Origin of the sequence: Pseudomonas sp. D3 (assembly GCF_029320995.1) — a bacterium.
In the GTDB taxonomy this organism is placed as follows: Bacteria; Pseudomonadota; Gammaproteobacteria; order Pseudomonadales; family Pseudomonadaceae; genus Aquipseudomonas; species Aquipseudomonas paraveronii.
Map to the genome: position 1 here is coordinate 6,289,013 of NZ_CP119772.1, position 22,479 is coordinate 6,311,491.

Annotated in this window: 21 protein-coding genes; 11 read left to right on the plus strand and 10 right to left on the minus strand. The window is 61.3% G+C overall.

What is annotated here, in order from left to right; genetic code table 11:
* Positions 1-105: 105 nt before the first annotated feature.
* A complete protein-coding gene (locus tag P3S72_RS29250; protein ID WP_276195382.1) occupies positions 106-801 on the minus strand; it encodes an FCD domain-containing protein in 696 nt (231 codons plus the stop codon).
* 255 nt (positions 802-1,056) lie between these two features.
* On the opposite strand from P3S72_RS29250, the gene P3S72_RS29255 reads away from it, so the two are divergent.
* Genes P3S72_RS29255 through P3S72_RS29270 form a run of 4 tightly spaced genes read left to right on the plus strand, consistent with a single transcriptional unit; the run spans position 1,057 to position 3,903 of the window.
* Positions 1,057-1,842: a transporter substrate-binding domain-containing protein gene (locus P3S72_RS29255; protein ID WP_276195383.1), complete on the plus strand. Its 786-nt coding sequence runs from the start codon at positions 1,057-1,059 to the stop codon at positions 1,840-1,842.
* Positions 1,843-1,863: 21 nt separating this feature from the next.
* On the plus strand, positions 1,864-2,532 hold the full coding sequence (locus P3S72_RS29260) for an amino acid ABC transporter permease (RefSeq protein ID WP_017736949.1): 669 nt from the start codon (positions 1,864-1,866) through the stop codon (positions 2,530-2,532).
* Positions 2,529-3,179 carry an amino acid ABC transporter permease gene (locus P3S72_RS29265; RefSeq protein ID WP_247398900.1) on the plus strand — a complete coding sequence of 217 codons (651 nt, stop codon included), beginning with the start codon at positions 2,529-2,531 and terminating at the stop codon, positions 3,177-3,179. Before P3S72_RS29260 ends, P3S72_RS29265 begins: the two co-directional genes overlap by 4 nt.
* Positions 3,166-3,903, plus strand: coding sequence for an amino acid ABC transporter ATP-binding protein (locus P3S72_RS29270; protein WP_017845136.1), 738 nt, complete (start codon positions 3,166-3,168; stop codon positions 3,901-3,903). The genes P3S72_RS29265 and P3S72_RS29270 overlap by 14 nt, the downstream gene beginning before the upstream one ends.
* On the opposite strand, the gene P3S72_RS29275 is transcribed toward P3S72_RS29270, so the two are convergent.
* The 4 genes from P3S72_RS29275 to P3S72_RS29290 form a co-directional block, all read right to left on the minus strand.
* Positions 3,875-4,423 (minus strand): hypothetical protein, encoded by a 549-nt coding sequence (locus tag P3S72_RS29275; RefSeq protein WP_276195384.1) that lies wholly within the window; start codon positions 4,421-4,423, stop codon positions 3,875-3,877. The genes P3S72_RS29270 and P3S72_RS29275 overlap by 29 nt on opposite strands.
* Complete coding sequence (locus tag P3S72_RS29280) at positions 4,413-6,914, minus strand: fimbria/pilus outer membrane usher protein (RefSeq protein ID WP_276195385.1); 2,502 nt, start codon at positions 6,912-6,914, stop codon at positions 4,413-4,415. Before P3S72_RS29280 ends, P3S72_RS29275 begins: the two co-directional genes overlap by 11 nt.
* Positions 6,915-6,921: 7 nt before the next feature.
* A complete protein-coding gene (locus tag P3S72_RS29285; protein WP_276198011.1) occupies positions 6,922-7,611 on the minus strand; it encodes a fimbria/pilus chaperone family protein in 690 nt (229 codons plus the stop codon).
* A gap of 133 nt (positions 7,612-7,744) precedes the next feature.
* Entirely contained in the window at positions 7,745-8,392 is a 648-nt protein-coding gene (locus P3S72_RS29290) for a DUF1120 domain-containing protein (RefSeq protein WP_276195386.1), read from the minus strand.
* Positions 8,393-8,872: 480 nt separating this feature from the next.
* Here P3S72_RS29290 and ppx point away from each other — a divergent pair, with 480 nt between their 5' ends.
* Positions 8,873-10,375 carry an exopolyphosphatase gene (ppx, locus tag P3S72_RS29295; RefSeq protein WP_247398889.1) on the plus strand — a complete coding sequence of 501 codons (1,503 nt, stop codon included), beginning with the start codon at positions 8,873-8,875 and terminating at the stop codon, positions 10,373-10,375.
* 138 nt (positions 10,376-10,513) lie between these two features.
* Here the strand turns inward: ppx and ppk1 are convergent, their stop codons facing one another.
* Both ppk1 and hemB read right to left on the minus strand, forming a co-directional pair.
* Positions 10,514-12,733 (minus strand): polyphosphate kinase 1, encoded by a 2,220-nt coding sequence (gene ppk1, locus P3S72_RS29300; protein ID WP_247398886.1) that lies wholly within the window; start codon positions 12,731-12,733, stop codon positions 10,514-10,516.
* 18 nt (positions 12,734-12,751) lie between these two features.
* Positions 12,752-13,765, minus strand: coding sequence for a porphobilinogen synthase (hemB, locus tag P3S72_RS29305; RefSeq protein ID WP_276195387.1), 1,014 nt, complete (start codon positions 13,763-13,765; stop codon positions 12,752-12,754).
* Positions 13,766-13,972: 207 nt separating this feature from the next.
* On the opposite strand from hemB, the gene P3S72_RS29310 reads away from it, so the two are divergent.
* Positions 13,973-14,620, plus strand: coding sequence for a DedA family protein (locus P3S72_RS29310; RefSeq protein WP_247398870.1), 648 nt, complete (start codon positions 13,973-13,975; stop codon positions 14,618-14,620).
* On the opposite strand, the gene P3S72_RS29315 is transcribed toward P3S72_RS29310, so the two are convergent.
* Positions 14,601-15,836: a sterol desaturase family protein gene (locus tag P3S72_RS29315; protein WP_276195388.1), complete on the minus strand. Its 1,236-nt coding sequence runs from the start codon at positions 15,834-15,836 to the stop codon at positions 14,601-14,603. The two genes, P3S72_RS29310 and P3S72_RS29315, sit on opposite strands and share 20 nt — an antisense overlap.
* A gap of 115 nt (positions 15,837-15,951) precedes the next feature.
* On the opposite strand from P3S72_RS29315, the gene elbB reads away from it, so the two are divergent.
* Positions 15,952-16,617 (plus strand): isoprenoid biosynthesis glyoxalase ElbB, encoded by a 666-nt coding sequence (gene elbB / locus P3S72_RS29320; protein WP_247398864.1) that lies wholly within the window; start codon positions 15,952-15,954, stop codon positions 16,615-16,617.
* Here the strand turns inward: elbB and P3S72_RS29325 are convergent.
* Both P3S72_RS29325 and P3S72_RS29330 read right to left on the minus strand, forming a co-directional pair.
* Positions 16,614-17,069: a YaiI/YqxD family protein gene (locus P3S72_RS29325; RefSeq protein ID WP_276195389.1), complete on the minus strand. Its 456-nt coding sequence runs from the start codon at positions 17,067-17,069 to the stop codon at positions 16,614-16,616. The two genes, elbB and P3S72_RS29325, sit on opposite strands and share 4 nt — an antisense overlap.
* Before the next feature lie 2 nt (positions 17,070-17,071).
* Complete coding sequence (locus P3S72_RS29330) at positions 17,072-18,967, minus strand: FTR1 family protein (protein ID WP_276195390.1); 1,896 nt, start codon at positions 18,965-18,967, stop codon at positions 17,072-17,074.
* A 313-nt stretch (positions 18,968-19,280) separates the two neighbouring features.
* Between P3S72_RS29330 and P3S72_RS29335 the strand changes: the two genes are divergently transcribed.
* The 4 genes from P3S72_RS29335 to P3S72_RS29350 are packed head-to-tail and all read left to right on the plus strand — an operon-like array spanning position 19,281 to position 22,424.
* Positions 19,281-20,675, plus strand: coding sequence for a hypothetical protein (locus tag P3S72_RS29335; protein WP_276195391.1), 1,395 nt, complete (start codon positions 19,281-19,283; stop codon positions 20,673-20,675).
* Positions 20,676-20,685: 10 nt separating this feature from the next.
* Positions 20,686-21,057, plus strand: coding sequence for a YcfL family protein (locus P3S72_RS29340; RefSeq protein WP_276195392.1), 372 nt, complete (start codon positions 20,686-20,688; stop codon positions 21,055-21,057).
* A 35-nt stretch (positions 21,058-21,092) separates the two neighbouring features.
* Entirely contained in the window at positions 21,093-21,680 is a 588-nt protein-coding gene (gene lpoB, locus P3S72_RS29345) for a penicillin-binding protein activator LpoB (protein ID WP_276195393.1), read from the plus strand.
* Between the two features lie 3 nt (positions 21,681-21,683).
* Positions 21,684-22,424: a penicillin-binding protein activator LpoB gene (locus tag P3S72_RS29350; protein ID WP_276195394.1), complete on the plus strand. Its 741-nt coding sequence runs from the start codon at positions 21,684-21,686 to the stop codon at positions 22,422-22,424.
* Positions 22,425-22,479 lie beyond the last annotated feature (55 nt).

Genomic DNA, 22,479 nt, shown 5'->3' on the forward strand with positions numbered 1-22,479 from the left:
TAAGCAAAAAAAACGTGGCCCATCATAGCTGCCCTTCCCCCGTTCAGGAAGCCGCCTCTGATTGAGTCTTGCTATGGTGTTGCATGAGTTTGGGTATCGCTCCGCTCACGGCGATACCGGCGTCACAAAGGCAATCCCCGTGCGCAACGCCGCATTGCGCACGTGCTCCTGCATGGTTTTCTGCGCCGCCGCACTGGCGCGACGGGCCAGGGCGCGCAGAATTCTACGGTGCTCCTGCCAGGTTTCCATGGCCCGTTCCGGCCGGATGAACGGTAGCTTCTGGCTCTCCAGGAACACCTCGGCGCTGGCACTCAGGATGCTGACCATCGCCTGGTTGCCACTGGCCAGGAGGAGGCGCTGGTGGAATTCGAAGTCCAGCCGGGCGGCGGCTTCGAAGTCGCCGGCCTTGAGCACCTTGCGCATGGCTTCGACATTATCTTCCAGGCGGTCCAGCTCATCGATGGTCAGCGTGACGGCCGCCAACCCCGACGCAAACCCCTCCAGGGCATAGCGCAACTGGAAGATATCCAGCGGCGTCGCCTGGGCCGCGAAGGGCCATGCAAACCCCGGCGACTCTTGTGCCTCTTGCACGAACACGCCTTTGCCCGGCTGCACGCTGACCACCCCCAAGGCACTGAGAGACGACAACGCCTCGCGCAATGACGCCCGGCTCACGCCCAACTGCAGCGCCAGGTCGCGCTGGGATGGCAATGCGTCGCCCGGCCCGAAGCCTTGCTCCTTGATCAGTTTGCGGATGGCCTGCAAGGCCGCTTCCGGTACCGCTTGGGCGATGGAATTCATAAAAAACTCAAGGTTCCAGACAACTGAGCGAGTAGTTGTAAAGCTATTCACGCCTGGCGGCAAGCCACGCCCCAAAGGGGCTCGCGCGGTTTTGCCGGCGCTCGAAAACGGTGCAAAACCCGTGCTCACTGTTCAGACCAGTAAGACCACCACAACGCAACAAATCCCGGCCTTGCAGACAATCCGAGCGGTCATGGCATGGGCTGTGCACTGGGCAAAAACAGAATATCCCTTCGCCCTTCTCGGAGAGTTCCCATGACCAAGCGCTACAGCGCCCTGCTCACCGCCCTGTTTGCCAGCCTGATGCTGAGCCAGGCACCCGCCCAGGCCAACGGTCTGGACGATATCGTTGCCCGTGGCACCTTGAAGGTCGCCGTACCCCAGGACTTCCCGCCGTTCGGCTCGGTCGGCCCCGACATGAAACCACGTGGCCTGGACATCGACACCGCCAAGCTGCTGGCCGACCAGCTCAAGGTCAAACTGGAGCTGACCCCGGTCAACAGCACCAACCGCATCCCGTTCCTCACGACCGGCAAGGTCGACCTGGTGATCTCCAGCCTGGGCAAGAACCCCGAGCGGGAAAAGGTCATCGACTTCTCCAAGGCCTACGCACCCTTTTACCTGGCCGTATTCGGCCCGCCTGATGCCGCCATCAGCAGCATCGACGACCTCAAGGGCAAGACCATCAGCGTGACCCGTGGCGCCATCGAGGACATCGAGCTGACATCCGTCGCGCCCAAGGAAGCCACGATCAAGCGCTTCGAAGACAACAACTCGACCATCGCCGCCTACCTGGCCGGCCAGGTCGACCTGATCGCCAGCGGCAACGTGGTGATGGTTGCGATCAGCGAGCGCAGCCCGAAACGCGTGCCGGCGCTGAAAGTGAAGCTCAAGGATTCGCCGGTGTACGTGGGCGTGAACAAGAACGAGCCGGCGCTGCTGGAGAAGGTCAACCAGATCCTGGTCGCGGCCAAGGCTGACGGCAGCCTGGAAAAAAACGCGATGCAGTGGCTGAAAGAACCCCTGCCTGCTGATCTCTGAAGCCTGCGACGGAGCTGATTCATGGCCTATCAATTCGACTTTGTGCCGGTGCTGGCCAATACCGACCTGCTGTTGCGCGGCGCCCTGTTCACCCTTGAACTGACGGCGATCGGTGCGATCCTGGGGGTCGCCCTGGGCACCGTCGGCGCGGTGGTGCGGGCGTGGAAAATCCAGCCGTTCGCCTGGTTCTTCGGGGTGTATGTCGAGTTGATCCGCAACACGCCATTTTTGGTGCAGTTGTTTTTCATCTTCTTCGGCCTGCCTTCCCTGGGGCTGAAAATCACCGAATGGCAAGCGGCGGTATTGGCAATGGTGATCAACCTGGGCGCCTATTCCACCGAAATCATCCGCGCTGGCATCCAGGCGATCCCCCGTGGCCAGCTAGAGGCCGCCGCCGCGTTGGCGATGACGCGCTTCGAGGCGTTCCGCCATGTGGTGCTGCTGCCGGCGCTGGGCAAGGTGTGGCCGGCCCTGAGCAGCCAGATCATCATTGTGATGCTCGGCTCGGCGGTGTGTTCGCAGATCGCCACCGAAGAGCTGAGTTTTGCCGCTAACTTCATCCAGTCGCGCAACTTCCGCGCCTTTGAAACCTATGCCCTGACCACCCTGGTGTACCTGTGCATGGCGCTGATGATTCGCCAGTTGCTCAACTGGATCGGTCGCCGGTTTGTGATGAGGAACAGCCGATGAGTGATTTTTCCTTCTGGGACATCGTGCGCAACCTGCTCATCGGCCTGCAATGGACGCTCTTGCTGTCGCTGGTGGCGTTTGTAGGCGGTGGCCTGATCGGCCTACTGGTGATGACGATGCGCATCAGCCGCAAAGCCTTCACGCGCAATGTCGCCCGCACCTATATCGAACTGTTCCAGGGCACGCCGCTGTTGATGCAACTGTTCCTGGTGTTTTTCGGCATCGCCCTGCTTGGGGTGGATATCTCGCCCTGGCTGGCGGCGGCGATTGCCTTGACCTTGTTTACCAGCGCCTACCTCGCCGAGATCTGGCGCGGCTGCGTCGACTCCATCGCCCACGGGCAGTGGGAAGCCTCGGCCAGCCTGGCCCTGAATCCGCTTGAACAGCTGCGCTACGTGATCCTGCCCCAGGCCCTGCGGATTGCCGTAGCACCTACCGTGGGGTTCTCGGTGCAAGTGGTCAAAGGCACTGCCGTGACCTCGATCATCGGCTTCACCGAACTGACCAAGACCGGCGGCATGCTCGCCAACGCCACGTTCGAGCCGTTTATGGTCTACGGCTTGGTGGCCCTCGGTTACTTCCTGCTCTGTTACCCCTTGTCCCTCAGTGCGCGCTACCTGGAAAGGAGACTGCATGCCTCTGCTTAGAATTTCCGCCCTGCATAAGTATTACGGCGATCACCACGTGCTCAAGGGCATCGACTTGACCGTTGAAGAAGGCCAGGTCGTCGCGATCATCGGCCGCAGCGGCTCGGGTAAGTCGACCTTGCTGCGCACCCTCAATGGCCTGGAGTCGATCAACGACGGTGTGATCGAAGTCGACGGCGAATACCTCGACGCCGCCCGCGCCGACCTGCGCAGCCTGCGACAAAAAGTCGGCATGGTGTTCCAACAGTTCAACCTGTTCCCGCACCTGACGGTGGGCGAAAACGTCATGCTCGCGCCGCAGGTGGTGCAGAAAGTGCCCAAGGCCAAGGCCGCCCAATTGGCGCGACAGATGCTGGAGCGGGTCGGCCTGGGGGAGAAGTTCGATGCCTTCCCTGATCGCCTGTCCGGCGGCCAGCAACAACGCGTCGCGATAGCCCGCGCACTGGCCATGTCGCCCAAGGTGCTGCTGTGCGACGAGATCACCTCGGCGCTGGACCCGGAACTGGTCAATGAAGTACTGAGCGTGGTGCGCCAACTGGCCAAGGACGGCATGACCCTGATCATGGTGACGCACGAAATGCGTTTCGCCCGCGAAGTCGGGGACAAGCTGGTGTTCATGCACCAGGGCAAGGTGCATGAAGTGGGCCCGCCCCAAGCACTGTTCGCCAATCCCAGAACGCCCGAGCTGGCTAACTTCATCGGCTCAGTGGGACAGCCGGGCTGACCAGCTCAAAGGTGCCCTGCCCCTCCAGCCGCGTCTCATTGCGTACCTGCAGGGCATCGGAAGGCAGGTCGATATCGACATCGACCTGGGCGGTCAGGCGCTGGCCGACCATTGTTTGGCCTGCTGCGCGTGCCACCAGGACCTGGCCCGGTAACAACTGCCCGCTGACGGTTTCACCGGGCGGATGCGCCACTTCCCACTCGACGGCGCGCCCATCCACCTGAGCATGCCTGAGATGCATACGCATACGCCCCTGGCGATCAAACCGAAAACCTTGCCCGTCCGCCGCACCGATGAAGCGCAACGCCATCACCGAAGGCTGCGCACACGCAACGTTCAGATGCAGCGTGCGGGTGCCAAGGGCTAAGGTGGTGCTTTCGACAAAGGCCTCCCGGCGAATGACCCCATAGTCGATGCGCGGCTGACTCACGGACAACCGGCAGTTTTCAGCGCGCACGCCCTGGGCCATCAACAGGCTGCAGAACAGGGTGAAACATGCACTTTTCCATTTACCGGCCATGGCACACCGCCGTCGTGGTCTCATAGAACTTGTCATGATCAGGTTTGGTTCCGGGGTCAAGGCTTAGCCGGCAGGTGGAAGAGTCCGGCAACGAAACCCGCAGGCTTTGCGACTCATTGACGTCATTCAGGAAAATCATGCCCTCGCCCGCCACGCTGGTCAGGAAGCGGTCATCCTTGCCGAACACCGAAGCGCCCTGGGGCAACGGCCGACCGTACTGATCACTGGCGGTGAGTAGCACGCGGCGCGCTGTCACCACATCGAACGCGACGGTATTGAAGGACCCGCGACCGGCGGCGAGCACCTGGGTGCCGTTCTTCAGGTCAACCCGTTTGGGCAACGACTGCGTCTGCACTTCGACGCGGCTATTGGCATACGCGGGCAAGCCGGCAATCACCGCCTGCCCGGTGAAGTCAGTCCACACCGGCCCCTGCGGGGTTTCGACTTTTGCAGAACCGATATCCCCCACCGAGACGATGCCAAACGTGTCCTGCACGGTGTAGGGCGAAAATGTCAGGCCGTTTTCGTGCGCGACGATGCCGCCTTGCAACTGCCCCGTATAACCGGTGCCCTGCGCATCTCGGCTGACGCCCAGGCCAACGCGGGTGTAGCGTGGCAGCAAGTCCACATGGCCGCGAACCGACTGCTCGCGGGCGCTGAGGTCGCGTTCGACGCCCACTTCGTAATTCACATACTCATTGACCCGCTCACTGAGCGCCGTACCGACGCGGGACTGGTCGCCACGCCGACTGACGTAGCTGTTCACACGACGATCGCCGCCCAGCGGCACACTGATCTGCAGCCGTACCGACAGATCATTGTCCTCAGCGCTATCGCGCCGGTCGCCGGCAACGGCAGCATCACGGCGAGGCCGTGTACCGCCCACCTGCGAATCGGCGATCAACGCGACATCGAGATGGCTGAACGACTTGTTCCACGAAGCAAACACATGTTCGGCCGTGTGCCGGTCAAATTGCGCACTGCGCGAATAGCCCAGGGAGAACACGCCCAGGGTCGGATCAACCCAGCTCATGCCCGCTGTGTACTGGTTCTTGAATCGCGAATCCAGTTCGCCGGCCTTGAACGAGCGACCCGCTTCAAGTACCTCGCGATACCCTCGGGTCTGGGTGGTAGCGCTGAAGTTCACGTCTATATTGGCGTAGACCGGGCTGCTCGCGGACACGCTGCTACGCGAACCCGACACGGCGTTACGGCTGTCTCGGGACACATTGTGACGAGCGCCAACGGCAACCCGCTGGAAAAACACGCTGCTCAGGGTGCCGCCTGCCGACCAGTACTCTTCGGTACTCAATAAGCCAAACCCCGCCGACGATTCACGCCCCAGGCCCCAGGTGCCACTGCCCATGGCGACCACCGGTGACGGAACCTGTGCGTCGATATTTTCGCGCACCTTGCCGAGGGAAACGTAATAACCGGGCGCCGCCGGGGCCGCTCCCGCGAATGACGCCGCCGGCACCACGAAACTGCGCTTGGCGCCGCGTACATCGATCACGCTGACGTCGAGGTCGCTGGTGCCATTGAGCAAAGGCAACCCCGTCAGCCGGAAGGGGCCTTCGGGCACCAGCGTGCTATGGATCAGCACGCCGGACTGGCGTACTTCAATCCGCGACTGACTCTGGGCCAGACCTTCGACGACTGCGTTGTTGCTGCCCGCCAGCGCCCGCGACTGACCATCGGGGGAAAACTGGATGCCGGACAACTGGATACCACCAAACAGCGGATTGTTGCTGGAGAGCTGGCCCATCTGAAAAGTCGATTGCAACGCGGCGATATCCCGCTGGGCGTAGGCATACAGGTGTTCGGTACGGGCTTCACCATTGTCAGACACATAAAACTGGCGGCTGCGCACAATCCAGTCGCCCAGGTTGAAGCCCGCTTCGGTGTAGGCCGACACGAACCGGCTGGGCCCACTGCGCGAACGGCTGTCGAAACCCAGCACGTCATAGTTGAACATCGCCGCTGCGCCGCCCTGGGCAAAGTGCCCGGCCTCCCACTGGGGTTCATGCAATGCCTGGGTCGGCACCACCAGCGCCACCTCATCGATGCCGGGCCGGAGCCGGACCATCGTCGTCGGAAAGGCCCCCAGGAAGTCATGGCAGGCCTGGTCCGGTGAGGCACCTTCGCGAACAACGGCGCGGGGCTGCACCAACCCGGCTTTCTCGAGCAAGCCCGGGGTGAAACACAATTGCCCTTGGGCATCGAACCGCGCATCGACTGACCCGAGCGGGTTCCCGTTGACCCGCAGCCCCACCACCTGGACGCCTTCGCGAAAACGCGCCGCACTGCGGAAGTAGTCGGAGACCTTCGGGTCAATGCCGTGGGTGGTCAGTGCCGCGAGGTCGAAACCCTCGCCCAACTCCAGCGCCGGGGCCAGGCCGGGCAAGCTCCACAGCGTCGCACACCCGATGAGCAGCGTGGGGCGGCGAGGCCGGATAAAAATCGCAGATTTGTTACTCGACAGGTTCGTCATAAGCCGCTCAATCCCCATCGGCACTGATCGGGGCGCGGTAGCTGTCCACTGAAAACCCGTAGACCGTGGCGGGCTGGATCTCGACTTCAGCCAAGCCGTCCAACGTTCCGTCAACCTTCGCCGTCAACGCCTCCCCCGGCAAAATGTAGGTACGCGGCAACGTCGCCAGGGCCTGCTGCGGAAGTAGCTGCACCTGGGGCGCCAACCGCACTACGTAGGCGCTGTCGTTGTGAACCGTTAGACGCGACCCGGTCCGCTTCCAGGTGAGCAGCTCCCAGGGTGCTTGATGCCGAGGCAGACTTTTGGGGTGCAGAATCAGCGGCAAATTCTGTCGCAGGGTGATACCGATCGTCGCACCACCTGCGGCACGCGCTTGGGGAATCCCCTCGAAAGATACGCGCTTCAACCGCTGGGTCTTCAGCGGTTCCTTCAAGGTACTGATGAAGCGCACGAGCTGGGTTTCGCCCGCCTCCACGCGGGTGATGGGAGGCGTGACAATTAATAACGGTTCCGGGTCCTCTGGCACATTTTCCACTACCGAATGAAGTAACGCCGGACCCGAATCGGTATTCCTGATATTTATTGTGGCCTCGCCATCTTCCTCATAAAGCACCACCACTGTGGTTTCCGGCTGCATGCCGTCCGCTACTGCAACAGTGGCAACACAGAGACATGCACTTACACTCCATAACAGCACACTATTTATTATTGAAAGACTACGCACTCGGTATTCCCCGTGACCATGACGTTGAGCAAATGGCAACTGATCGCTCACATGAAAACAGCCGATAAGAAATAGTCAGTTTCTTGATCGGCTGCTGTTGAGTCGTTTAGATGTAACTCAGTTCAAGGGTGGCGCGCCCATCAAGGGTAATGTCGCGGCTCAGGTCCAGGTCCTGGCCTTTGTTGATCACTGCCTTCACAGCGATGGTGCCAGTCAGTTGGGAAATTGAAGCCGGTGTAACCGTGGTGCTACTGCGCCAGGAATACTGGGTAGGGGCTTGAGTAACTTTGCCATCACTGTTCTGCCAGGTACCGGTGCCGACACGCATGATTGGAAACAGCGCGGTGCTCGACGACCGAAGGTCCCTGAGAGTGACCGAATAGCCACCGGTTCGCCGGCCCGAGACCTGACCCAAGCCATAGTTCTGTGCTTCAGTGAAACCCGCACCGAGAATGCCCGTCACCTTGCTGCCGGCCTGCAGATCGGTGAGTTTCAGCCCGAACTTGGCAGGGGTAGTGCCGCAACTGACGGACAGGGAGGTGGTTTTCTCCTCTCGCGGGTTGAACGCGGTCTGGGACAGTTCACCGGAGCGGATGGTGCCGTAATCGATAGTGCCACTCCCGGTCAGGCTGAGGTTGCAAGCAGCGGGTGTAATCGTGCCCCTGACGGACAACTGGGCAACGGTAGATGCCTGTGCGCTGATGGCCGCAGCCAGGCAAGCGAGACCGAGAGTCAATCCAACAATTTTTTTCATATTTGACCTGTCACTAAAAGTTATCAGGCGTTCTTTATTTTCTTCTTAGCAAGCCCAGCGCCGAACGGTTTATTTCTCTGGACCTGCACGACTATAAATAAATAACACCCAGGCAATATTGCCGAGTGACAGTCTGTCGCTTTGGCCCCTCATTAAAGAATCAGATAACACATCAGTTACTGTGGGAGCTGTAAAAACAAAGAGTCGCCTTTGCCCGAATACGAGGTAGTCCAAAACAAAAAAACCAAAGGATTTCAAACAATAACCCTGTAGGGAAAATCACAAAAATTTTTACAACGACAACTAGTTAAAAATTCCTACGAAACTAAAACCTCATTCAGGGCAATTTTAGAAACCCACCTTACATTTCCCACAAGAGTTCCTCACAGACAGTCATAGGAAAATTAGCGAAGCGCTACGCGTTGGCTCCAGCGGTCGATCGTGGCACGATGGCGAGGTTATCGACCGAGACCCCTAACCATGCCGCAATCCCAAGCCAAGAATCTGTCCCTGATCGCCGCCATCGACCTGGGCTCCAACAGCTTTCATATGGTCGTGGCCAAGGCCCAGAACGGCGAAATCCGCATCCTTGAGCGGCTAGGCGAGAAAGTCCAACTGGCTGCCGGAATCGACGACGCGCGCCAGCTCAATGAAGAATCCATGCAGCGAGGGCTCGATTGCCTCAAGCGTTTTGCCCAATTGATCAACGGCATGCCCCTGGGCGCTGTGCGAATCGTCGGCACCAACGCGTTGCGTGAAGCCCGTAACCGCGGCGAATTCATCCGCCGCGCCGAGGAAATCCTCGGGCACCCGGTAGAAGTCATCTCCGGACGCGAAGAAGCGCGCCTGATCTACCTCGGCGTGTCCCACACCCTGGCCGACACCCCTGGCAAGCGCCTGGTGGCGGACATCGGCGGCGGCAGTACCGAATTCATCATCGGCCAGCGCTTTGAGCCGCTGCTGCGCGAAAGCCTGCAGATGGGCTGCGTCAGTTATACCCAGCGTTATTTCAAGGACGGCAAAATCACCCCGGCGCGCTATGCACAGGCCTATACGGCGGCGCGGCTGGAGATCATGAGCATCGAGCACGCCCTGCATCGCCTGACCTGGGATGAAGCCATCGGCTCGTCCGGCACCATCCGCGCCATCGGCCTGGCCTTGAAAGCCGGCGGCCATGGCACCGGCGAGGTCAACGCCGAAGGCCTGGCGTGGCTCAAGCGCAAGCTGTTCAAACTGGGCGATGCCGAGAAAATCGACTTCGATGGCATCAAGCCTGACCGCCGCACGATCTTCCCGGCGGGCCTGGCGATTCTCGAAGCGATCTTCGACGCCCTCGAACTGCAACGCATGGACCACTGCGACGGCGCCCTGCGCGAAGGGGTGCTCTACGACCTGCTCGGCCGTCATCACCACGAGGACGTGCGTGAGCGCACCCTCAGCTCGTTGATGGAGCGCTATCACGTCGATCTGGAACAAGCGGCCCGCGTGGAGCGCAAAGCCCTGCATGCCTTCGACCAGGTGGCTGCGGACTGGGACCTGGAAGACGGCGTATGGCGCGAACTGCTGGGCTGGGCGGCCAAGGTGCATGAAGTAGGCCTGGATATCGCCCACTACCATTACCACAAGCACGGCGCCTACCTGATCGAGCACTCCGACCTGGCCGGTTTCTCCCGGGAAGACCAGCAGATGCTCGCACTGCTGGTACGCGGCCATCGCCGCAATATCCCCAAGGACAAGTTCGCCGAATTCGGTGACGAAGGCATCAAGCTGATCCGCCTGTGCGTGCTGCTGCGCTTTGCGATCCTGTTCCACCACATCCGTGGCACCCAGGAAATGCCCCAGGTGACCCTGCGTGCCAGCGGCGACAGCCTCGACGTGGTGTTCCCGGAAGGCTGGCTGGAAGAAAACCAGTTGACCCAGGCGGACTTCGCCCAGGAAGCGGAATGGCTGACGCGGGTGGGCTTCAGCCTGAACGTGCACTAACTCGATCTAGACAGCACCGAAAAAAAATGTGGGAGGGGGCTTGCCCCCGATGGCAGTGTGTCAGTCACTTGGTACTTTGACTGAACCACCGCCATCGGGGGCAAGCCCCCTCCCACATTGGGCCTGAGCCAGCCTGGGTTAATTCACCGCGAGAATCGGGCTACCCAGTTTCTCCAGCAACGTCGCCTGGGCGCTGCGCGGGTTCTGGTTGCCGGTCGGCGTGTTGCGCACGTAGCGGCCGTCCGACTGCAGGCTCCAGCTGTGGGTGTTATCGGTGAGATAACTTTCCAGCTCTTTCTTGACCCGCATGATCAGCTTCTTGCCTTCCACCGGGAAGCACGTCTCTACGCGCTTATCGAGGTTGCGCTCCATCCAGTCGGCGCTGGAGAGGTACATCTGCTCTTCGCCGCCGTTGAGGAAGTAGAACACCCGCGTGTGCTCCAGGAAGCGCCCGATGATCGAGCGCACATGGATGTTGTGCGAGACCCCGACGATGCCCGGCCGCAGGCAGCACATGCCGCGCACCACCAGATCGATGCGCACGCCGGACTGGCTGGCCTTGTACAGCGCGCGGATGATCTTCGGATCGGTCAACGAGTTGAACTTGGCAATGATGTGCGCCGGCTTGCCGTCGAGGGCGAACTGGGTCTCGCGGGCAATCATGTCGAGCATGCCCTTCTTCAGGGTGAACGGCGCATGCAGCAGCTTCTTCATGCGCAACGTCTTACCCATGCCGATCAACTGGCTGAACAACTTGCCGACGTCTTCACACAGGGCGTCGTCGGAGGTCAGCAGGCTGTAGTCGGTGTAGAGCTTGGCGTTGCCGGCGTGGTAGTTGCCGGTGCCCAAGTGCGCGTAACGCACGATCTCACCGGCTTCGCGGCGCAGGATCAGCATCATCTTGGCGTGGGTCTTGAACCCGACCACGCCGTAGATCACCACCGCGCCGGCCGCTTGCAGGCGGCTGGCCAGTTGCAGGTTGGACTCTTCGTCAAACCGCGCACGCAGCTCGATCACCGCAGTAACTTCCTTGCCGTTACGCGCAGCGTCCACCAGCGCATCGACAATTTCCGAGTTGGCGCCGCTGCGGTACAGGGTCTGGCGGACCGCCAATACATGCGGGTCCTTGGCGGCCTGGCGCAGCAGGTCGACCACCGGGGTGAAGGACTCGAACGGGTGCAGCAGCAGGATGTCCTGCTTGCTCACCACGCTGAAGATGTTCTCGCTGTTTTGCAGCAGTTTCGGGATCTGCGGCGTGAACGGCGTGTATTGCAGCTCCGGGTGGCTGTCCAGGCCGGTGATGCTGAACAGGCGCGTCAGGTTGACCGGGCCGTTGACCTGATACAACTCACTCTCGCCGAGGTTGAATTGCTTGAGCAGGTAGTCCGACAGGTGTTTCGGGCAGGTGTCGGCCACTTCCAGGCGTACCGCATCGCCGTAGCGCCGCGAGAACAGCTCACCGCGCAGGGCGCGGGCCAAGTCTTCGACGTCTTCGGAGTCCAGCGCCAGGTCGGCGTTACGGGTCAGGCGGAACTGGTAGCAGCCCTTGACCTTCATGCCCTGGAACAGGTCATCGGCGTGCGCGTGGATCATCGACGACAGGAATACATAGTTATCGCCAGCGCCCCCCACCTCTTCCGGTACCTTGATGATCCGTGGCAGCAGACGCGGTGCCGGGATGATCGCCAGGCCGGAATCGCGACCGAAGGCGTCGATACCCTCCAGCTCAACGATGAAGTTCAGGCTCTTGTTGACCAGCAACGGGAACGGGTGAGTCGGGTCGAGACCGATCGGCGTGATGATCGGCGCGATTTCGTCGCGAAAGTAGCGACGCACCCAGGTCTTGATCTTGGTGGTCCAGTGGCGGCGACGGATAAAGCGGACCTGATGTTTTTCCAGTTCTGGCAGCAGGATGTCGTTGAGGATTGCGTATTGGCGATCCACATGACCGTGCACCAGATCGCTGATGCGTGCCAGGGCTTGATGCGGTTGCAGACCATCGGCACCGGCTTGTTCACGGGCGAAGGTGATTTGTTTCTTGAGACCGGCGACGCGGATCTCGAAGAACTCGTCCAGGTTGCTGGAGAAAATCAGCAGGAATTTCAGGCGTTCCAGCAACGGGTAGGACTCATCCAGCGCCTGCTCCAGCACGCGGATGTTGAATTGCAGCTGTGACAGCTCGCGGTGGATGTACAGGCTGCTGTCATCCAGGTTGGTCACCACGACGGGCGCGGGCGCCGGAGCAGGCGCTTCCGCGACCACCACAGGCGGCTCCAGCTCCGGCGGGGTCTCGGCGACTTGTTCAACCACCGGGTGGGCGTCTTTTACGGCAACTTCTGAGAGTCCTTCGGTATTCATCGAGTGTTCCTGTGAGGGCTATTGTTGCTCTCTAAGCAATTGGGCAGCGCGGGCGGCGAAGTAGGTCAGAATGCCATCAGCGCCGGCACGTTTAAAGGCTGTCAGGGATTCGAGGATCACCCCTTCACTCAACCAACCATTCTGGATCGCGGCCATGTGCATGGCGTATTCACCGCTGACCTGATAGACAAAGGTCGGCACCTTGAATTCTTCTTTGACCCGATAAAGGATGTCCAGGTAGGGCATCCCGGGCTTGACCATCACCATATCGGCACCTTCGGCCAGGTCGGCGGCCACTTCGTGCAGGGCTTCATGGCTGTTGGCCGGGTCCATCTGGTACGAGGCCTTGTTGGCCTTGCCAAGATTCAGCGCAGAGCCCACCGCATCGCGGAACGGGCCGTAGTAGGCGCTGGCGTATTTGGCCGAGTAAGCCATGATTCGCACATTGACGTGGCCGGCCAGCTCCAGGGCTTCGCGGATCGCCTGGATGCGGCCGTCCATCATGTCCGACGGCGCGACCACCTGGGCCCCGGCTGCCGCATGAGATAGGGCTTGTTTGACCAGCGCGTCGACGGTGATGTCGTTCTGCACGTAGCCTTCTTCATCCAGGATGCCGTCCTGCCCGTGGGTGGTGAACGGGTCCAGGGCCACATCGGTGATTACCCCCAACTCCGGGAAGCGCTCACGCAACGCGCGGGTGGCGCGTTGGGCGATCCCTTGCGGGTTCCAGGCTTGGGCAGCATCGAGGGACTTGAGTTCCGCAGGCGTCACCGGGAACAGCGCCAACGCTGGAATCCCCAGTTCCACCCAGTTCGCCGCCTCCTCAAGCAGCAGATCAATGCTCAAGCGCTCTACACCCGGCATCGACGCCACGGCTTCCCGACGATTTTCCCCGTCCAGCACAAAGACCGGCAGGATCAGATCGTTCGTGGTCAGTACGTTTTCACGGACCAGACGGCGAGAAAAATCATCACGACGGTTGCGGCGCAGACGGGTGGCGGGGAACAGGCGATTGGCAGGGGTAAAGCTCACGACAGACTCCTGAGCCCGCATTTACGGACGAGTGTTGCAGTTATAAGCGGCCATTATGACGAAGGAATGACAGTTGTGCTTATCCATGCGACCTGTAGTCGCATTCGGCGTTTATGTAGGAAATGTTCACTTCGTGACACATCTCGATACTTTCATGAATGTTCACGAAGGCGTAGGCTGCGCGTTCATTTCGCCAGCACCCAGACCATGCTTCAACAATTTCTGCATGACTTCGGCTACTTTGCCCTCTTCCTAGGCACGTTCTTCGAAGGCGAAACCATACTGGTTCTCGCAGGCTTCCTGGCGTTCCGTGGATATATGGATATCAACCTGGTGGTGGTCGTTGCCTTTTTCGGCAGCTACGCCGGCGACCAGCTTTGGTACTACATGGGGCGCAAGCACGGCCGCAAACTGTTGGCGCGCAAGCCGCGCTGGCAATTGATGGGCGACAAGGCCCTGGAACATATCCGCAAGCACCCGGATATCTGGGTGCTGAGCTTTCGCTTCGTCTACGGATTACGCACAGTGATGCCCGTGGCGATTGGCCTGTCCGGCTATCCGCCCTTGCGCTACCTATTGCTCAACGGCATTGGCGCGGCGGTGTGGGCGGCGGCGCTCGCCGCGGCGGCGTACCATTTTGGCGCGGTCCTGGAAGGCATGCTGGGCAGCATCAAGAAGTACGAGCTGTGGGTGCTGGGTGCTTTGTTACTGCTGGGCCTGGCTCTCTGGCTGCGGCGGCGGTTCAAGAACGCGCGCATCGCCCGTCAAGCCTGTGCCGATGCAAAGGCCCGACTGGCGGCTACACACCCGGCCGAAACCAGCCCGGTCGAGCCGCCTAAGACGCCAGCCGAGTAAGCCGGCCTCTGCAACAGTAGAGGCCCATCAGGCTCAGCAAGCTGTAGCTCAAAAGGCCCAGCCAGCCCAGGTGGCTGGCCGGCCATAGCCCGACCAGCGGCGCCAGCCATACCATCGGCACATTCAGCCCCAGGCGCACCAGCTCCGCCCTCAACGCCCACGGGCGGTTCTCCAGGGCGACGCCCACGCAAAACAAGCCCAGCGCCATCGCACTCCAGCCCAGCACCAGTGCCGTCGTGGGCAGCCCTTCCCCGACGTTCATCAGATAACTGCCAAACCCCACATACACCGCAAATTGCAGGGCGACGTACACCTGTTGTCGCGTATCCAGCGGCACCTCGAATTTGCGGAACTGGCTCAAATCCGGCTTGGCCAACGGGTAGTTGGCCTTCACATCGGCGGGCCGCCAACCGGTGCGCATGAACCAAATACGCAGCTTGTCCCAGCGGCTTTGCGTGCGCCGCGCATCACTCCACAACTGCGCATAGAACTGCAGGTTGGCCCACAGCGGGTTCCAACTGGCCAAGGGGGTGGTGACGCCAAAGATCACCGGCTCGTTATCGTCCTCTTCCTGAAACGAGCCAAACAGCCGGTCCCAAATAATGAACACCCCGCCGTAGTTGCGATCCATGTAGAGAGCGTTCTGTGCATGGTGGGCCCGATGATTGGACGGCGTGACGAAGAACCACTCGAACCAGCCGAGCTTGGGCACGTGGCGGGTGTGGACCCAGAATTGATACAGCAGGTTGAGCGAGGCTACGCTGATAAACACCAGCAGCGGCACGCCGAGCACGGCCAGGGGCAGGTAGAAGATCCAGCTCAGCAGAAAGCCGGTGCTGGTCTGGCGCAAGGCGGTGGTGAGGTTGTAGTCCTCGCTCTGGTGATGCACCGAGTGCGCGGCCCACAGGATATTGCGCTCATGCCCGCAGCGATGCAGCCAGTAGTAGCAGAAGTCGTAGAACACAAAGGCAAACACCCAGGTCCAGACGCTCTGGGCCGACAACTCGAGCAGCGCCAGGTGCTTGAGGGCGAACGCGTAGGTCAGCAGCCCCACGCCCTTGGTCAGCAGCCCGGTGGTGGTGGACAGCACGCCGGTGCTGAGGCTGTTGATGGCATCCGCCACCCGGTAGTTGCGCGCCCCGCGCCAACGGTCGGCGAGCAGTTCAACCACGATCAAGGCGATGAAAAACGGCACCGCGTAAGGCACGAAGTCCATGAGCTAGTCCGGTCTGTTTTTATTGCCTCAAGATTAGGTGCTGCGGCGGGAGTTCCCATTGGCAACAGATGACAAATTAGTAGACATTTAACGCCATGAATCAGGAGAAATGCCCATGAGCAAAAAGATTGCAGTGATCCTTTCCGGCTGTGGCGTGTACGACGGCGCAGAAATCCACGAAAGCGTGATCACCCTGCTGCGCCTGGATCAGCGCGGCGCTCAGGTCCAATGCTTTGCCCCCGACATTGCGCAGTTGCATGTGATCAACCACCTCACGGGCGAAGAAATGCCCGAGTCGCGCAATGTGCTGGTGGAGTCCGCCCGCATTGCCCGGGGCGAGGTTAAGGACATCGCTGAAGCCAACGCCGAGGATTTCGATGCGTTGATCGTGCCTGGCGGGTTTGGCGCGGCGAAGAACCTGTCGAACTTTGCCATCGAAGGCGCGGGTTGCAGCCTCAACCCGCAGGTATTGGCGCTGGCCGAAGCCTTTGTCGAAGCGGGCAAGCCGCTGGGGCTGATCTGCATCTCGCCAGCCCTGGCCGCAAAAATCTATGGTCCGGGCGTGACCTGCACCATCGGCAACGATACCGACACCGCCGCCGCCCTGGACAAGATGGGCGCCCACCATCAGGAATGCACGGTAGAGGATATCGTCGAAGACACGGCGCGCAAGCTGGTCAGCACGCCGGCCTATATGCTTGGCAAGAACATCAGTGAAGTCGCGTCAGGCATCAACAAGCTGGTGGATCGGGTGCTTGAGCTGACCCACGAGAACGACTAATCGGCCCGCATCAAGCGCGTAAGGAGACGGTCGAGTGAGTTGGCAAACGCTTGCTTGTCCTTTTCCCCATGGGGCGGTGGACCACCGCCCATCTGGCCTTGCTCGCGCAGATCGGTGAACAGGTTGCGTACCGCCAACCGCTCACTCATGTTCTGCGGGCTGAACTCCTTGCCACGCGGGTCGAGTGCCGTCACGCCGTTCTTCACCAGGCGGTCGGCCAAGGGTACATCGCTGCAGATCACCAACTCACCGGGCACCGCGTGCGCCACCAGGTAGTCATCCGCTGCGTCCGGGCCGCTGGGCACCACGATCAGCTTCACGCAGGCAAAGCTCGGCTTGATCTGGCTCTGCCCGGCCACCAGCACCACCTCGAACTGACGCTTGAGGGCGAACTTCACCACCTGGTCCTTGGCCGCCCGCGGGCAGGCGTCGGCGTCGATCCACACGCGCATGCTTATGCCGCCAGCCGGCGCTTGTCGGCGATCCGACTGCGGCCATACATCACCACAATCGCCAGGATCGCCACGACCTGCGCACTCAACGAGTAGGCATCGGCGTGGATACCCAGCCAATCGAAGTCAAAGAATGCCACCGGCCGCGTGCCGAAGATGCCGGCTTCCTGCAACGCCTTCACGCCGTGCCCGGCGAACACCACCGACAACGCACACAGCAACGCCGCGTTGATCCCGAAGAACAGCGCCAATGGCAGCTTCGCCGAACCGCGCAGGATCACCCACGCCAGGCCCACCAGCAGCACCAGCGCCGTCGCGCCACCCGCCAGCACGGCGTTGTGCCCGGCCGGGCCGGCTTGCAGCCACAGGGTTTCGTAGAACAGGATCACTTCGAACAGCTCGCGGTACACCGAGAAGAACGCCAGCAGCGCGAAGCCGAAACGCCCACCGCCGCCCACCAGGCTGCTCTTGATGTAGTCCTGCCAGGCCGCTGCGTGGCGCCGGTCGTGCATCCACACGCCGAGCCACAGCACCATCACACTGGCAAACAATGCCGTGCAGCCTTCGAGCAGTTCGCGCTGGGCGCCACTCACATCGATCACATAGGCGGCCAACGCCCAGGTGGCCAAGCCGGCCACCAAGGCCAAGCCCCAGCCGACGTGGACGCTGCGCACCGCCGATTCCTGGCCGGTGTTACGCAGGAAGGCGAGGACCGCCGCCAGCACCAGGATCGCCTCCAGACCTTCGCGCAGCAGGATCAGCAAGCCTGAGATAAAGCTCAACGACCAGCTCAGACCATCGCCGCCCAACAAGCCGGCGGATTCGCTGAGCTTGCCCTTGGCTGCGTCCAGGCGCTGCTGCACCTGTTCGAGCGGCAAACCGTCCTGCAACGACTGCCGATAGGCCATCAGGGCCTTCTCGGTGTCCTTGCGCACGTTGGCGTTGACGTTGTCCAGGGAGCTTTCTACCAGCTCGAACCCTTCCAGATACGCCGCTACCGACAGGTCATAGGCTTGCTCATGGTCGCCGTTGCGGAACGCCGCAAGGCTCTTGTCGAGGGTGGCGGCGGTGTAGTCGAGCAACTGCGCCGGGCCGCGCTTGACCTGCGGCGGCTGGGCACGCTGGGCGCGGAACGTCGCGGCAGCGGCTGGGCCGCTGGCGGCCAGCACTTCATTCGGGGTCTGACGGGCCAGGTCGGCGAGGTTGAAGGGCTGCGCGCTTTTCGCGGCAGCCGGGTCGGCCGTGAAGCTGGCGATATAGGTGGCCAGGTCCCAGCGCTGGCGGTCGTCCAGTTGGTCGGCGAAAGACGGCATGTCCGTGCCTTCGACGCCCAGGCCCAGCGTGTTGTAGATCGCATAAAGACTCAGGCGGTCCAGGCGCTCAGCGTTCTGCAGATTCGCCGGCGGCGGCGTCATGCCCACACCCGCCGGGCCATCACCGGCTCCGGCCGCGCCGTGGCAGACCGAGCAGTGCTGCGCATACAGCGGTGCGCCGCGTGTCGGGTCGGGCGTAATCGCCGGGGCCTGGCTGACTTCATATGCCGCCGCCAGCTTGGCGCCCAACTGCCGGGACTGGCGGGCCACACTGGCGCCTTCCTGACGAGCGGTCACAGCGGCAACCAATTCATCGACCCCTTTGACCAGATCGGCGCGCTCGGGCTTGGAAGGCAGCTCAGCCACCAGGCCCTGCAACACCCCCAGAAATTCCACCTGCTCACGGTATTCCGACTCATCGATGACCTTGCCCGCCGCTACCGTCGGCGGGTAATCCGCGCCAATGTAGTCCAGCAAATGCAGGGCTTTCGTGGCGCCCTCGGCAGGTGCAGCCAACAGGTTGAAGCTGCACGACATCAACGCCGGCAATACCAGCCAGGCGAGAAAACGGAAGGGGGCAGTCATGAATGAATCTCAAAAAGAAATACGAAGTAACACATTGTTGAGCTTTAAGAGGTTTGACTCAAGGTGTAAGTGATTTGTATTTGGAATAACAGTGCGGACCAAGGAGCGGCAATAACATGGATGATGGCGACTAACTAGCAAAAAGCCATTGTTTTGCCATGCTCGCCGCCTATAATGCCGCGCCCTGTTATCGCAAAAGGGAATTTTGCTCCTCATTTTTATGAGGAATTAGTTGGAGGCACGCTGTCTCCCGCGATTGGTGATTCGAGCCGACCAGCACCTCGGCCGATTACATTCAGGGAAGAAGCCTGCCATGGCATTTCGCGCCTTAACCCCGCTCGCGCTCGCTGCGGTCACTGCGTTGTCCGGCTGTTCGATGTTTCGCAGCTACGACGACGAGCTGCAAGCTACCAACCAGCAACTGGCAACCGGCAACGTCGAGGCCGCGCTGACCCTGCTGGAAAAGAACAACACCGGCGAAGACAAGGACCTGCTCTATTTCTTCGAGAAAGGTGAACTGCTGCGGGCCAAGGGCGACCTGACCGGCAGCCAGACCGCCTGGCGCAGTGCTGACCTGCAAGTTTACAAGTGGGAAGAGTCGGTCAAGTTCGACAGCGAAAAGTACCTTTCCCAGTTCGGCAGCTTCCTGGCCAACGACAAAGTGCGTCGCTACGAAGGCTACGACTACGAAAAAGTCATGCTGACCACCCAGATGGCCCTGAACCTGCTGGCCCTGAATGACTTCGACGGCGCGCGCACCGAGATCAAGAAGACCCACGAGCGCGAAGCCGTGATCGCCAACCTGCGAGACAAGGAATACCTCAAGCGCGAAAACGAGGCCGAACGCCAGGGCGTGACCACCCAGATCAAAGACCTGCGCGGGTACCCGGTGGAAGCCTTGGACGCGCCGGACGTGGTCGGCTTGAAAAACAGCTACCAGAGCGCGTTCAGCCATTACCTGGCCGGTTTTGTCTACGAAGCCCTCGGCGAAAAAGACCTGGCGGCGCCGGGTTATCGCAAAGCCGCCGAGTTGCGCCCCAACACGCCGTTGCTCGAGCAAGCGCTGCTGAACCTGGATGCGTCCAACGTCGGCGCCGATGAAACCGACGTGCTGATCGTGGTCCAGAGCGGCCTGGCGCCAGCCCGCGACTCGATACGCTTGCCGCTGCCAATCCCGATCAATGGCAACCTGGTGATCACACCGCTGTCGTTCCCGGTGATCAAGGCCGACACGTCCACCCAGGCCTTCGCCCAGATCGGCGTCGACGGCCAGCAACAGAACCTCACCGTGCTCAACAGCACCACCGCCATGTCCCGTCGCGCGCTGCGTGACGACATGCCGGGGATCATCCTGCGCACCACCGTGCGGGCAGTCAGCCGGGGCGTGGCGCAAAACAACCTGAACAAGACCAACCCGATGGCCGGCCTGGTGCTGGGCATTGCTTCGGCCGTGGCCGAAGGCGCCGACACCCGCACCTGGCGCACCCTGCCGGACATGACCCAAGTGACGCGCCTGCGCCTCAAGCACGGCGAGCATCAAGTCAGCCTGCCCAACGCCTTGGGCGGCACGCGGGTGACGGTCAAGGCCGATCAGCGCTATCAGGTCATCACCCTGCGCGTGGTCGGCAACCAGGTATTCGCCGGCGGTCTGGCGGCCCACGTGGTGCCGAGTACTTCCGCCCAGGCCATCGCCCTCAAACAACCTTAAGGAGCACGCTATGCGTCATTTCATCCTCGGCGCCTTGGCGCTGGTCGTGCTCGCCGGCTGCGCCACCCCGCCGCCACCGGCACCCGGCAGCGCCGCCAGCAAAATCGTGGTGATGGGCAAGTTCAAGGGCATCGCCGTCGGTGCCATTCGGGTGGCGCGCGAGAATGGTTTTCTCACCGCCAAGGTGCAGTTGAGCAACATCACCAGCAGCAACCGGATGATGTATTACCGCTTCGCCTGGCTGGGCGCCGACGGCTTCCCGGTGGGCGACGAAGAAACCTGGAAGGTACTGACCCTGTACGCCAACCAGGCCACGTTCCTGCCAGCCATTTCCAACTTGCCTCAAGCGGCGGACTTCCGCCTCGAAGTGAAGACCCCTTGAGTCGCTCCCCTTTTCAGGTTTTAGAGAGATTTCCCATGTTTGCACGCTTCTCGCTCCTCGCCGTGATCGCCGTATTGGCCAGCGGCTGCGCCAACACCTCGCCGATACTCGGCGGCAAGAACATCAGCTACGGCGACACCAAGGCCGTGGAACTGGTGACCAACGAGTTCGGCTCCACCGACCTGCAGATGATCGCCGAAAGCATGACCCGCTCCCTCGCCCAGTCCGGCGTCCTCCAGGGCCGCCCGGTGGTGCAGGTGTATGACGTGAAGAATAAGACCAGCGAGTACATCGACACCCGCGAGATCACCACGTCGATCAAGACCCAGTTGATGAAGACCGGCACCGCGCGTTTCGCCAGCGACAACACCGACATGCAAAGCCAGGTCGACCAGCTCAAGCTGCAGAACCAGAGCGGCCTGTACAAAAAATCCAGCGTGAGCAAGACCGGCAACATGGTCGCTGCCAAGTACCGCCTGGAAGGCTCGATCAGTTCCATCGTCAAGCGCAGCTCGGACTACAAGGACGTGTTCTACAAGTTCAGCCTGCAACTGATCGACGTCGAAAGCGGCGTGGCCGAATGGATGGACGAAAAAGAAATCCGCAAGACCACGGAGCGCTAAGCAATGCGTGCATGGATCGGCATGATCGGCCTGCTGTGCGCCTTTGGCGCATCGGCTGCACCGAAGATCGCGGTGACCGACCTGGCCTACGAGGCGCAGGTCGAGGAGTACATCCATCAGGTCTCGGCCAGCAACAACTTCCAGGCCAGCGCATACAACGCCAGCGGCGCGGCGAACTACAGCGAGTACGAAAGCCGCACCCGCTACATCGAACAGGCAGAGCTGCGTAAATTCAGCGGCGACATCAAGGGCGAGATCCTCAAGTCGCGCCAGTTCCAGTTGGTGCAGGGCACGCCCTACACCGCCGATGCCAAGGGTGACGTGTATGACGTGATCAAGCGCATCAAGGCCGGCCACTTCAAGGACGCGGACTACGTGCTGTTCGGCACCCTGTCGGACATCGACTTCACCCAGGACATCAACGCCCTGGACCGCACCAACAGCTACTCGGCGGTGCTGGGCCTGACGCTGGTGGCGGATTTCAGCCTGATCAACACGCGCACCTTCGAAATCACCTCAGCGTTTACCGCGATGGGTGAAGGTCAGGACACCAAACTGGTGAACAGCCGCGACGTGCACGTCAGCCTGAACCGGCCGCGTGTGGTGAAGGAAGTGTCGAAAGCCTTGGGTGAGGATGTGGCCAGGCAGTTGGCGGAACAGTTGGGCGGTGGGTATCAAGACCCAGGCCAGCCAGTGTTGCGCAATAACCTGCCAAGGGATGAAGCGCCGAAGATTCTGCGCTGAGCCGCGACTTCACAAGCAACACAAATCAAAGGTGGGAGCTGGCTTGCCTGCGATA

Coding starts and splice junctions, on each gene's coding strand:
- P3S72_RS29250 (WP_276195382.1), bottom strand. CDS start 801: ATGAATTCCATCGCCCAAGCGGTACCGGAAGCGGCCTTGCAGGCCATC.
- P3S72_RS29255 (WP_276195383.1), top strand. CDS start 1,057: ATGACCAAGCGCTACAGCGCCCTGCTCACCGCCCTGTTTGCCAGCCTG.
- P3S72_RS29260 (WP_017736949.1), top strand. CDS start 1,864: ATGGCCTATCAATTCGACTTTGTGCCGGTGCTGGCCAATACCGACCTG.
- P3S72_RS29265 (WP_247398900.1), top strand. CDS start 2,529: ATGAGTGATTTTTCCTTCTGGGACATCGTGCGCAACCTGCTCATCGGC.
- P3S72_RS29270 (WP_017845136.1), top strand. CDS start 3,166: ATGCCTCTGCTTAGAATTTCCGCCCTGCATAAGTATTACGGCGATCAC.
- P3S72_RS29275 (WP_276195384.1), bottom strand. CDS start 4,423: ATGGCCGGTAAATGGAAAAGTGCATGTTTCACCCTGTTCTGCAGCCTG.
- P3S72_RS29280 (WP_276195385.1), bottom strand. CDS start 6,914: ATGACGAACCTGTCGAGTAACAAATCTGCGATTTTTATCCGGCCTCGC.
- P3S72_RS29290 (WP_276195386.1), bottom strand. CDS start 8,392: ATGAAAAAAATTGTTGGATTGACTCTCGGTCTCGCTTGCCTGGCTGCG.
- ppx (WP_247398889.1), top strand. CDS start 8,873: ATGCCGCAATCCCAAGCCAAGAATCTGTCCCTGATCGCCGCCATCGAC.
- ppk1 (WP_247398886.1), bottom strand. CDS start 12,733: ATGAATACCGAAGGACTCTCAGAAGTTGCCGTAAAAGACGCCCACCCG.
- P3S72_RS29310 (WP_247398870.1), top strand. CDS start 13,973: ATGCTTCAACAATTTCTGCATGACTTCGGCTACTTTGCCCTCTTCCTA.
- P3S72_RS29315 (WP_276195388.1), bottom strand. CDS start 15,836: ATGGACTTCGTGCCTTACGCGGTGCCGTTTTTCATCGCCTTGATCGTG.
- elbB (WP_247398864.1), top strand. CDS start 15,952: ATGAGCAAAAAGATTGCAGTGATCCTTTCCGGCTGTGGCGTGTACGAC.
- P3S72_RS29325 (WP_276195389.1), bottom strand. CDS start 17,069: ATGCGCGTGTGGATCGACGCCGACGCCTGCCCGCGGGCGGCCAAGGAC.
- P3S72_RS29330 (WP_276195390.1), bottom strand. CDS start 18,967: ATGACTGCCCCCTTCCGTTTTCTCGCCTGGCTGGTATTGCCGGCGTTG.
- P3S72_RS29335 (WP_276195391.1), top strand. CDS start 19,281: ATGGCATTTCGCGCCTTAACCCCGCTCGCGCTCGCTGCGGTCACTGCG.
- P3S72_RS29340 (WP_276195392.1), top strand. CDS start 20,686: ATGCGTCATTTCATCCTCGGCGCCTTGGCGCTGGTCGTGCTCGCCGGC.
- lpoB (WP_276195393.1), top strand. CDS start 21,093: ATGTTTGCACGCTTCTCGCTCCTCGCCGTGATCGCCGTATTGGCCAGC.
- P3S72_RS29350 (WP_276195394.1), top strand. CDS start 21,684: ATGCGTGCATGGATCGGCATGATCGGCCTGCTGTGCGCCTTTGGCGCA.